The organism is Nonomuraea terrae, assembly GCF_004348995.1.
In the GTDB taxonomy this organism is placed as follows: Bacteria; Actinomycetota; Actinomycetes; order Streptosporangiales; family Streptosporangiaceae; genus Nonomuraea; species Nonomuraea terrae.
On sequence record NZ_SMKQ01000043.1, the window covers coordinates 39674 to 50817 of the forward strand.

Below are 11144 nucleotides of genomic sequence, written 5' to 3' on the forward strand. Positions count from 1 at the left end.
GCCGCCTGCCCCGCCGCGGTGGCCCGGGCGCCGCCGCGCCCGCGGTCGAACAGCACGGTCTCCATCTTGCGCTCGGCGGCGCGCAGCGCGTGCGAGACTGCCGACTGGGTCAGCCCGAGCCGGGCCCCGGCCGCCGACACGCTGCCCTCCCCGTCCACTGCCACGAGGACGCGCAGTTCGGTCGCGGTGAGATCGTTCATGCGACGAGAACGCATGACAGGCGTACGTTCCGCAACACGCAGAAACACCGCCCGATGGCATGCCCGGCGGGCCGGCCCTAGCGTCGGGGTCCATGAGAGTGATGCGTGCCGAACGGCGCGGGCCTCGGCGCGGCGATCGACGGCGCCGCGGACGGCTACGCCGCGCGGGTGATCGACGCCGACGGCGGCTCGCCGGTGAACGTGGTGCTGGACGCGATGGGCGGCCCCGTGTTCGACGCCGCGCCCGCCGCGCTGGCCCGGTTCGGCCGCCTCATCACGTACGGGACCTCGGGCGGCGCCGACCCAAGACCGGTCGATGCACCGCGCGGTCGGGGGCTACTGGCCGGGCGCGCACCTGCGCCTGACGGGAAGCACCGCGGCCGAGCCGCTGGCCGGCCTGATCGAGCTCGCCGCCGCCGGGCGGGTGCGCCCGCTGACCGGCGGCGAGTAGGAGCTCCCCAGGCCGGTCAGGCGCTGACGGACCTGGCGGCCGAGGGTACCGTCGGGAAGGTCGTCCTGCGGATGACGCTGTGACAGAGACGGCGGGCGGGAACCCCCGCCCGCCGCGCTCCTGCGTCGGTCAGGCCTTGAGCCAGCTCATCATCGGGCGGAGCTTGGCGCCGGTCTTCTCGATGGCGTCCTCGGCCAGCTCGGCGCGGTAACGCTTGAACTCCTGCTGGCCGCCGTCGAACTCCTCGACGAGCTGCCGGGCGAAGGTGCCGTCCTGGACCTCGCCCAGGATGCGGCGCATCTCCTGACGGGTCTCCTCGTTGACGATGCGCGGGCCGCGGGTGTAGCCGCCGTACTCGGCCGTGTCGGAGACCGACCAGTACATCTTCGAGATGCCGCCCTCGTACATGAGGTCGACGATGAGCTTCATCTCGTGCAGGCACTCGAAGTAGGCGACCTCGGGCTGGTAGCCGGCCTCGATGAGCGTGTCGAAGCCCGCCTTGATCAGCTCGGAGACGCCGCCGCACAGCACGGCCTGCTCGCCGAACAGGTCGGTCTCCGTCTCCTCCTTGAACGTGGTGCGCAGCGCGCCGGCCCGCGTGCCGCCGATGCCCTTGGCGTACGACAGCGCGAGGTCGAGGGCCTTGCCGGAGGCGTCCTTCTCGACGGCCACGAGGACGGGCACACCGCGCCCGGCCTCGAACTGGCGGCGCACGAGGTGGCCGGGGCCCTTGGGGGCGACCATGCAGACGTCGACGCCCTCGGGGGCCTCGATGAGGCCGTAGCGGATGTTGAGGCCGTGGCCGAAGAACAGCGCGTCGCCCTCGACCAGGTTGGGGGCGACGTGCTCGGCGTACAGGTGGCGCTGGATGTGGTCGGGCGCGAGGATCATCGTGAGGTTGGCCTCTTCGACCGCCTCGGCCGGGGTGAGCACGCGCAGGCCGTCGTTCTCGGCCTTCTCGCGGCTCTTGGAGCCCTCCGGCAGGCCGACGCGCACGTCCACACCGGAGTCACGAAGCGAAAGCGCGTGGGCGTGGCCCTGGCTGCCGTACCCCAGCACGGCCACGTGGCGTCCCTGGATGATGGACAGGTCGGCCTGGTCGTCGTAGTAAATATCGGTCACTTGCTCTAAACCTTTCAGGCGGTACGGTCCAATGCCCTGAGGGACCGGTCGGTGATGGAACGGGCGCCGCGGCCGATGGCCACCATGCCCGACTGGACGAGTTCTTTGATCCCGAACGGCTCGAGAACCTTGATGAACGCCTCCAGCTTGTCGTGTGTGCCGGTGACCTCGATGGTCACGGCGTCGGCCGCGACGTCTACGCAGCGCGCCCGGAAGAGCTGGACGAGCTCCAGCACGTGGGAACGGCTCTCGGCGTCGGCCTTGACCTTGATCAGCATCAGCTCACGCTGCACGGACTGCGCCGGGTCGAGCTCGACGATCTTCAGCACGTTCACCAGCTTGTTGAGCTGCTTGGTGACCTGCTCCAGCGGCAGCTCCTCGACGTTCACCACGATGGTGATGCGGGAGATGTCGTCATGCTCGGTGGGCCCGACCGCGAGCGAGTCGATGTTGAACCCGCGCCGGCTGAACAGCGCCGACACCCGCGCGAGGACACCCGGCTTGTTCTCGACAAGCACCGACAGCGTGTGTCTGGTCATTCCTCGTTCTCCCACTTCGGCGCCATGTCCACGGCGATCTGGATGGTGTCGTTGCTGGCGCCTCCCGCGATCATGGGCCAGACCATGGCGTCCTGGTGGACGACGAAGTCGATCACGACAGGCACGTCGTTGATCTCCATGGCCTTCTCGATCACGGCGTCCACGTCCTCCGGACGCTCACAGCGCAGGCCCACACAACCATAGGCCTCGGCCAGCTTGACGAAGTCGGGGATGCGGCGCGTGGTCTGCAGGTCGGTGTTGGAGTAACGCTCGTCGTAGAAGAGCGTCTGCCACTGGCGCACCATGCCGAGGTTACCGTTGTTGATCACGGCGATCTTGATCGGCACCCCCTCGATGGCGCAGGTGGCGAGCTCCTGGTTGGTCATCTGGAAGCAGCCGTCGCCGTCGATGGCCCACACCGTGGCGTCGGGGCACCCCATCTTGGCGCCCATCGCGGCCGGGACGGCGAAGCCCATCGTGCCGAGACCGCCGGAGTTGATGAACGTGCCGGGCTTCTCGTACTCGATGAACTGCGCGGCCCACATCTGGTGCTGGCCGACGCCGGAGACGTAGTAGGCGTCGGGGCCGACGATCGCGCTCAGCCGCTCCATGACGTACTGCGGGGCCAGGGAGCCGTCGTCGGCCGTGTCGTAGCCCAGGGGGTAGGTCTCCTTGAGGCCGTTGAGCAGCTTCCACCAGTCGCTGTAGTCGCCCTTCTGACCGGAGGCCCGGATCGCGGCGATCAGGTCGGTGATGACCTCCCTGCAGTCGCCGACGATCGGCACGTCGGCGTGGCGGTTCTTGGAGATCTCGGCCGGGTCGATGTCGGCGTGCACGATCTTCGCGCGCGGCGCGAACGTCGACAGGTCGCCGGTCACCCGGTCGTCGAAGCGCACGCCCAGGCCGATGATCAGGTCGGACTTCTGCAGCGCGCCGACCGCGGAGACGCTGCCGTGCATGCCGGGCATGCCGAGGTGCTGCGGATGGCCGTCGGGGAACGTTCCGCGCGCCATCAGCGTGGTGACCACCGGGATGTCCGCCAGCTCGGCCAGCTCCAGCAGCTCGGTGGAGGCGCGGGCCTTGTGCACGCCGCCGCCGACGTACAGGACCGGTCGCTTGGACTCGGCGATCAGCTTGGCGGCCTCGCGGATCTGCTTGGAGTGGGGCCGGGTGACCGGGCGGTAGCCGGGCAGCTGCATGGTGGGCGGCCAGCGGAACTCGGTCTGCGCCTGCAGGGCGTCCTTCGAGATGTCCACGAGAACAGGGCCGGGCCGGCCGGTGGAGGCGATGTGGAAGGCCTCCATGATCGTACGAGGGATGTCGTCGGCGTCGGTGACCAGAAAGTTGTGCTTGGTGATCGGCATGGTGATGCCGGAGATGTCGGACTCCTGGAACGCGTCCGTGCCGATCATCGACGAGGCCACCTGGCCGGTGATCGCCACGATCGGCACCGAGTCCATGAACGCGTCGGCGATCGGCGTCACCAAGTTGGTCGCCCCTGGGCCGCTCGTCGCCATGCACACCCCGACCCTGCCGGTCGCCTGCGCGTAGCCCTCGGCCGCGTGCCCCGCACCCTGCTCATGCCGTACGAGCACGTGCCGGACCTTGGTCGAGTCGTAGAGAGGATCGTAGGCCGGGAGGATGGCACCGCCCGGGATCCCGAACACTGTGTCGACTCCCACGTGCTCCAGCGCCCTGACCAGGGCCTGTGCACCTGTCATCCGTTCGGTCATCGGCTCGTTCCTTGCGTGGCTACTCGCTTAAGGACATAAAAAATGCCCCGTCCCACCGAACGGCGGGGCTGGGGCGGCGCGCAGGTCGTCGTGCTTCGCTATCGGCCTGCGCGCCGGCGAAGTACTACGAGAATCTCACTGCGAAGCATGTTCAACACCATAGCCGCTCCGAACGCCCCGGTGTCAACTTGGTGGACACCAAGTCTCAAACAGTGAGACTCGTCCGCATCAGCGAGTCGACCCCGCGCGCCGCCATCGGACGCGCCACCAGGAAGCCCTGCCCGCGCGTGCAGCCCATCTGCTTGAGCAGCTCGAGCTGCTCCGGACGCTCGATCCCCTCGGCCACCACGGTGAGCCCGAGGTCGTGACCGAGCCGCACGATCGTCCGGGTGAGCAGCGTCAGCGTGTCGTCGCTGCCCAGCCCCGCCACGAACGACGGGTCGATCTTGATCATGTCGACGGGCAGCTGCCGCAGGAACGCCAGCGACGCGTAGCCGGTGCCGAAGTCGTCGATCGCCAGCCGCACGCCGAGCGAACGCAGCTCCGACAGGCGCCTGACGGTCTCGTCGGCGTCCTCGACCAGCATCTCCTCGATGACTTCCAGGGTCAGCGCCGAGGCGGGCAGCCCGCTCTCGGCCAGCGCGTCCGCCACGGTCTCGACGAACCTGGGCGCCGTGATCTGGCGCGCCGACAGGTTGAGCGACAGCCCGATGTCCCACGACGAGGCCCGCCAGGCGGCCACCTCGCGGCACGCCTCGCGCAGGATCCACTCGCCCAGCGGCACGATCAGCCCGGTGTCCTCGGCCGGGCCGAGGAACTGCTCAGGCGGCACGAACTCCGAGCCGCGCAACCAGCGCACCAGCGCCTCCACCGCGGTCACCCGCGAGGTGGCCAGGTCGACCACCGGTTGGTACTCGATCGCGAACTGCTGGTCGATCAGCGCCCGCTGCAGGTCGGCCGCGAGCTCCAGGCGGCGTACGACGTCGGCGTGCATCTGGGCGGCGAACACCTCGACGCGTCGGCCGCCCAGCTCCTTAGAGCGTGCCATCGCCACGTCGGCGTTGCGGATGAGGTCACCGGCCGGCATGCCGTCCTCGGTGAAGGCCACGCCCACGCTCGCCGTGAGCGCCACGTCGCGGTCGGCGACCCGGAACGGCTCCTGCGAGACCGTGCGCACCAGCCGCTCGGCAAGGTCGACCGCGACCTGCGCCTCGCCGCCGGTCTCCACCAGCACCGCGAACTCGTCGCCGCCCCACCGGGCCAGCGTGTCGTCGGCGCGGACGGCGCCGCGCAGCCGGCGGGCCGCCTGCCCGAGCAGGTAGTCGCCGCTGGCGTGGCCGACCGAGTCGTTGACCGAGGTGAACCCGTCGAGGTCGAGGAAGATGACCGCGACGTTTCCCGACGTGCGGCCGGAGAGCACCTCGCGGGTGCGCTCCTCGAAGTAGGCGCGGTTGGGCAGCCCCGTGACGCCGTCGTGGAAGGTCAGGTGGGCGACCTGGTTGCGCAGGGCCTCCTGGTCGCTGACGTCTCTGGTGGTCACCAGCATCAGGTCGTCGCCGCCGACGTGGCGGGTGGCGACCGACTCGGTGGGCCGCCACGTGCCGTCGGCCGCGCGTACGCGGCAGGCGATCATGCACGCGCCGGGCGACGGGCTCTCCTCGTCGGGATGCATCGCGCGCATGGCGAGCTGGATGCCCGGCACGTCCTCCGGATGGATGTAGTCGAAGATCGAGCCGCCGACCAGCTCGTCGGGAGGGTAGCCGTACGTGACCTCGACGCCGGGGCCTATCTCGCGGACGACGCCGTCGTGGTCGCAGACGAACACCACGTCGCCGGTGCTCTCGGCCAGCTCCATGAGCTGCCGCTCGCCGGTGCGGACCAGGCCGCGCAGCCGGGAGTTGACGGCGGCGAGCACGAACAGGCGCACGAGCAGGAGCAGCACCACCGACACCGCGACCACCACGACGCCCGTCACCGGCTGCCCCGGCCGGCCGCCCGCCAGGTGGGCGAGGATCGTGCAGGCGGCCACGGACACCAGCACGAGCGGTGCCAGCGCGACGGCGTGGCCGATCACGGCGCGTCCGGCCACCCGCGGGCGCGGCCCCCACGGGACCGCCGCGAGCAGCAGGAACACGACCGGCGCGAGCAGGACGCTCCACAGCTGCGGCTCGCCGTCGCGCAGCCGGGCGACCGCCGTGCCGACCCCGGCCACGGTCATCGCGGCCAGCACGCCGCCGCCGGCCACGCCGAGCAACCACGAGGACGACGTGCTGGTGAGCACCGGCGGGATCACGGCGCACGTCACCAGCAGCGCCACCATGGGCGGCAGCATGACGAGCGTGAACGTGCCGGCGTCGCCCGTGTCGGCGTAGACCTGCCGCAGCGCCACCACCCAGCCGACGAGGAAGATCGAGGCCGTGCACAGGTAGGCGTCGCTCAGGCGCCGCAGGGCCGAGGCCGCGGGGAACACGCGGTCGGCCGCGACCAGCGCGCCGCCCGCCGTGACCACCGTGCCGAGCAGCACGAACATGTCGGCGAAGTTGACGACGAAGCTTTCGGCGAACGGCCGCAGCGCCACCCCGGCGGCCCAGATGACGGCGCCGCCGCCCATCCAGCGCGCGGCCGAGGCCGTCTGACGGTGTGTGGCCGCCTGGCGGACCGAGGCGACCAGCAGAGACGCGGCGGCGACCAGCGCCGCGAGGCCTCCGGCGACCGCGCCGGTGACCGAGGCAGGAACGTGCGCCAGGAGCGCGGCGGCGACCGCCACCACGCCTGCGGCCGCTGCGGCGGCCGGCGGCACCCGTGGATCACGCCAGCGGATCACAGTCGTTGCCCATCCCGTCTCGTACTCTGCACCTGCGACCGCCGAAGTCCGGTCGATCACTTCGCCAGTGTGTGCGGTCGTGGGTGCGCGGGTGGTGACAACGCCGATGTCGTCACCGATCTGATAACCACACAGACCAATCGCCGCCAAGAACCCCTTGACAGTGAGTCAGGAACTTCCCGCAAGCGCAACCGTACGCACCGAAGGTCACGGACCTGACACGTTCCGGATTCCTCTCAGTACGCTTCGGTGATGACGTTGATCAGCTCTTCTCCGGCGAGATAGCGCTCCAGCTGGGCGCGGATCAGGCGCAGCATGCGCCGCCCGGAGGCGGGGGTGCTGCCCGCGACGTGGGGGGTGATCAGCACGCCGGGAGCGCTCCAGAGCGGGTGGCCCTCGGGCAGCGGCTCGGGCGCCGTCACGTCGAGCGCGGCCCGCAGCCTGCCGGTCTTGAGCTCCGCGACCAGGGCGTCGGTGTCGACGACGCCGCCCCGCGCCGCGTTGACCAGCACGGCCCCGTCCTTCATCCGGGCGAGGAACTTGGCGCCCACCATCCCCGCCGTGTCGGGCGTGGCCGGCACCAGCAGCACGACGACGTCGGCGGCGGGCAGCAGCGCGGGCAGTTCCTCCATCGCGTGCACGCCGTCGCGGGCGCTGCGTGCCACGCGGACGACCTCGACCTCGAAGCCGGCCAGGCGGCGTTCGAGCGCGGCGCCGATGGAGCCGTAGCCGAGGATGAGCACGGTCGAGTCGGCCAGCACGCCGGTGTGGCGGTAGGTCCACTCGCCGCGGCGCTGGGCGTCGACGAAAGCGGGGAACTCCCTGAGCACCGCGATCATCGCTCCGACCGCCCACTCGGCGGTGCCGGCGTCGTGGACGCCGCGCGCGTTGCACAGCACCGCGCCCTGCGGCATGTGCGGCCGGTACGCGTCCACGCCCGCCGTCACGGTCTGCAGCAGCCGCAGCGAGGTCATCCTGGCCAGCGTTCCGGGGACGTCGGGCACGCTGAGCAGCGGCGGGATCCACACCTCGACGTCCGCCACGCCTTCCGGCATCGGGGACGTGCCATCGTAAACAGCGCAATCAACCCCCGGAAGGCCGGAAAGCGCATCGGCCACCGCATCGGACGGAACCCAGGTCTTCATGCCGAGAACCTTACGACTCCGAGGGAAGTATGGAACACATGAGGAAGCTCTGGACGATCATGCTGATGGCCGTCGTCACCGCGTGTTCCGCCGGCGGCGGGGAGGTGCTCCCCACGGCCGCCGTGTCGGCCGAGGCCGCCCCCGGCGAACCGAAGGACGTCGCGACGAACCTGTCGGTGCCGTGGGGGATCGCCTTCCTGCCCGGCGGCGACGCGCTGGTGACCGAGCGCGACACCGCCCGCCTGCTGCGGGTGAGCCCGGCCGGTGATGTACGGGAGCTGGCGACGATCGAGGGGGTGCGGCCCGACGGCGAGGGCGGGCTGATGGGCGTGGCCGTGCGGGGCGACCAGGTCTTCCTCTACTACACGGCGGAGCAGGACAACCGGATCGTCCGCTACCGGCTGACCGGCGACACGCTGGCCGAACCTCGGGTGATCGTCCAGGGCATCCCGAAGGGCGGCATCCACAACGGCGGGCGGCTGGCGTTCGGGCCCGACGGGCACCTGTACGCCACCACCGGCGAGGTCGGCGACGGCGAGCTGGCCCAGCGGCGCGACTCGCTCGGCGGCAAGATCCTGCGCATGACCCCGGACGGGGCGCCCGCGCCGGGCAACCCGTTCGGCACCCTCGTCTACAGCTACGGGCACCGCAACGTCCAGGGGCTGGCCTGGGACCCGTCAGGGCGGCTGTACGCCTCGGAGTTCGGCGCCAGCTCCTACGACGAGGTCAACCTGATCAGAGCGGGGGCCAACTACGGATGGCCCGAGGTCGAGGGGCGCGGCGACGATCCGCGCTTCGTGAACCCGATCCTCACCTGGACCACCGACGAGGCGTCGCCCTCGGGGATGGTGTACGCGGACGGGTCGTTGTGGGTCGGGGCGCTGCGCGGTGAACGGCTCTGGCAGGTCCCCTTGGGGCAGGACGGCTCGGCCGGTCGGCCGGTGGCCCACCTGGCCGACCGCTACGGCCGTCTCCGTGCCGTCGCCAACGCCCCCGACGGCACCCTGTGGGTGGGCACCAGCAACAAGGACGGCCGCGGCTCCCCCCGTCAGGGCGACGACCGCATCGTCTCCCTCACCCCGACCTCCTGACCGGCCTCCGTCCACCCGGGCTTCCCCCGTTCGCAGGACGGCGGCCCCGGGCGGCTGCCCCGCCGCACAGGGCCGAAGTCCCTTTGGGGGACGAAAGGGGCATGCGCCCCCTTCCCGCAGGCTCACCACCCCGAAGCACCGGGATGGTGGTCACCCGTTCAGGCCTCGGCGCCGAAGGGACAAGGCAGGACCCCGCGGACGGTGGTCCGGGTCCGGCCTCGGCGCCGAAGGGTCAGGTGCAGGTGAGCTGGGGTTGGGGGCGGTACTCGGTGGTCAGCTTCGGATCCTTCTTGGCGACCTTGCCGTCCTCGTGGAACACCCGCGTGACGTCGATCGTGAACCCCTGCTGCCCCGTCGTCGGCACGCACTCCGGCGACGTGCTGGTCTCACGCCGGAACGGGGTGAAGTCCCGCGGTTCCGACTCGACCGCCTCGATCTTCTCGTACCGCTTCGTACCCCACAGCGTGACGGTGACCGACGTGTCGGTGTACGCCGTCTTGATGAGCACCCCGTTGTCGGAGTCGTTGCGCCACTTGAGATCGACGTCCGGGTACACCAGGTCCGCGTCCCGCCCGGCGGGATAGCCGGTGGTGGAGTACTGGACCGGCCGGTGCTCCACGTCCTCGAAACCGCCGAAGAACGCCGCGTTGTACATCGTGGTCGCGACCTGCGCGACGCCGCCGCCGACCATCGTCACCATCCGGCCGTCGACGATCTGCCCCGCCTCGACGTAGCCGTCGCCGACCGTCGGCTCGCCCGCGAGATCGTTCAGCGAGAACGTCTCCCCCGGCTTGACCACGTGCCCGTCGAGCTCCTGCGCCATGCGCTGGATGTTCTTCACCCGCTCCTGGCAGCACGCGAACGTCGTGGTGAACGAGCTGACCAGCTCGTTGATGCCGAGCCCGTCGATCTGCGAGGTCTGCACGGCGGGCGCGATGGCCTCGAGCCGAACGGGGATCGTCCGGTCGCCGCCCTCGGCGAAGATTTCCTCGGCGGCCCTGGCCAGCTGCCGGTCGTCGACCCCGCGCCCGGTGCGCGCCGGCACCAGGACGGGCTTGCCGGCCACGATCTCGTACGTCGCGTCGCGCGGCAGCTGCGCCGCGTCCACCAGGCTGCTCTCCATGCCGGCCAAAGCGGCCTCGGCGTCGAACCGCGGCGCGAGCCCGCCCTCTCCGTCGGAGACGTACGTCAGGTTCGCGGCGATCACGGTCTGCGGCAGCTGCACCCGCTTGACGCCGAGGGCGAGCGTGATCGGCGCGGCGACGGCCTGCCTGGCCTTCTCCAGCGCGTCAGCGACGGCCTCGGGGGTGGTGACGGGCGTGGCGGGGCGCAGGGCCAGCCGGAGCGTGCCGCCGCCGCTCATGAAGGCGTCACCGATCTTGCGCACGGCGTCGTCGCGGTCGAGCACCACGCCGTCGGCGGGGCGACGGGACCTGGGCTGCAGCCCGGCGAAGAACACCCGGCCTTCGGCGGCCGGCTGGTCGACGGTCTCGGCCAGGCCCTCGACGAGCCTGGTGAGCTGGGAGGCGTCGACGCTGATCTCCGGCTGCAGCTCGGTCGTGCCGGTGAGGCCGCGCCACACCTCAGCGGGGGTGGGGAAGCCGCTGGGGGCCTGCCCGATCGTGCCGACGACGTCGAGTTCGAGCCCGGCCTCCTGGGGCTGGAGGGTCTCTTTCCTGTCGCCGATCTGCACGACGACGGGCGCGCTGAGCTGCGCGCCGAGCTCGGTGCGGAGTTTGTCGGCCGCCTGCGTCACGGTGAGGCCGCCGATGTCCACGCCGGCCACGTGCGTGCCGCGCAGCACCGACCCCGACATGAGCACGGCCGGCACCACGTACGCCAGCACCCCGAGCAGGACGACGAGGGTCACCAGGCCGGGCAGCAGCCGGCGGCGCCTGGGCGGCTCAGGGTCGTACGCCGGCGGCCGCTCGGGCTCGGAGCCGAACATGGGCGCGGAGGGCTTCTCCTTGCCGGCCATCGGCCAGGGCTGCGCGGGCGGCGCGGGCGGGGGCAGCATGCCGCTGCCTGAGGGTCCGCCC

Annotated in this window: 8 protein-coding genes and 1 pseudogene; 2 read left to right on the forward strand and 7 right to left on the reverse strand. The window is 71.2% G+C overall.

Annotated elements, in window-relative coordinates; genetic code table 11:
• Nucleotides 1–17: 17 nt before the first annotated feature.
• A pseudogene (locus E1286_RS52055) lies at nucleotides 18–215 on the reverse strand (helix-turn-helix domain-containing protein); the annotation flags it as partial.
• A gap of 301 nt (nucleotides 216–516) precedes the next feature.
• Here E1286_RS52055 and E1286_RS51280 point away from each other — a divergent pair.
• Entirely contained in the window at nucleotides 517–651 is a 135-nt protein-coding gene (locus tag E1286_RS51280) for a hypothetical protein (protein ID WP_281282686.1), read from the forward strand.
• Nucleotides 652–780: 129 nt separating this feature from the next.
• Here the strand turns inward: E1286_RS51280 and ilvC are convergent, their stop codons facing one another.
• The 5 genes from ilvC to E1286_RS16885 form a co-directional block, all read right to left on the reverse strand.
• Nucleotides 781–1764: a ketol-acid reductoisomerase gene (ilvC, locus tag E1286_RS16865; RefSeq protein ID WP_132613545.1), complete on the reverse strand. Its 984-nt coding sequence runs from the start codon at nucleotides 1762–1764 to the stop codon at nucleotides 781–783.
• Nucleotides 1765–1787: 23 nt separating this feature from the next.
• The gene (gene ilvN, locus E1286_RS16870; RefSeq protein ID WP_132613531.1) at nucleotides 1788–2312 is read right to left on the reverse strand and encodes an acetolactate synthase small subunit; all 525 of its coding nucleotides are present in this window, start codon (nucleotides 2310–2312) and stop codon (nucleotides 1788–1790) included.
• The gene (locus E1286_RS16875) at nucleotides 2309–4045 is read right to left on the reverse strand and encodes an acetolactate synthase large subunit (protein ID WP_132613533.1); all 1737 of its coding nucleotides are present in this window, start codon (nucleotides 4043–4045) and stop codon (nucleotides 2309–2311) included. The genes ilvN and E1286_RS16875 overlap by 4 nt, the downstream gene beginning before the upstream one ends.
• Before the next feature lie 205 nt (nucleotides 4046–4250).
• The gene (locus tag E1286_RS16880) at nucleotides 4251–6869 is read right to left on the reverse strand and encodes an EAL domain-containing protein (RefSeq protein WP_246074915.1); all 2619 of its coding nucleotides are present in this window, start codon (nucleotides 6867–6869) and stop codon (nucleotides 4251–4253) included.
• A gap of 236 nt (nucleotides 6870–7105) precedes the next feature.
• Entirely contained in the window at nucleotides 7106–7924 is an 819-nt protein-coding gene (locus E1286_RS16885; RefSeq protein ID WP_246074916.1) for a 2-hydroxyacid dehydrogenase, read from the reverse strand.
• 128 nt (nucleotides 7925–8052) lie between these two features.
• Between E1286_RS16885 and E1286_RS16890 the strand changes: the two genes are divergently transcribed.
• Nucleotides 8053–9105 carry a PQQ-dependent sugar dehydrogenase gene (locus E1286_RS16890; protein WP_132613537.1) on the forward strand — a complete coding sequence of 351 codons (1053 nt, stop codon included), beginning with the start codon at nucleotides 8053–8055 and terminating at the stop codon, nucleotides 9103–9105.
• Between the two features lie 232 nt (nucleotides 9106–9337).
• Here E1286_RS16890 and E1286_RS16895 read toward each other — a convergent pair.
• Nucleotides 9338–11144 (reverse strand): VanW family protein (locus E1286_RS16895; RefSeq protein WP_223190035.1); only part of this gene is annotated, 1807 nt, incomplete at its 5' end.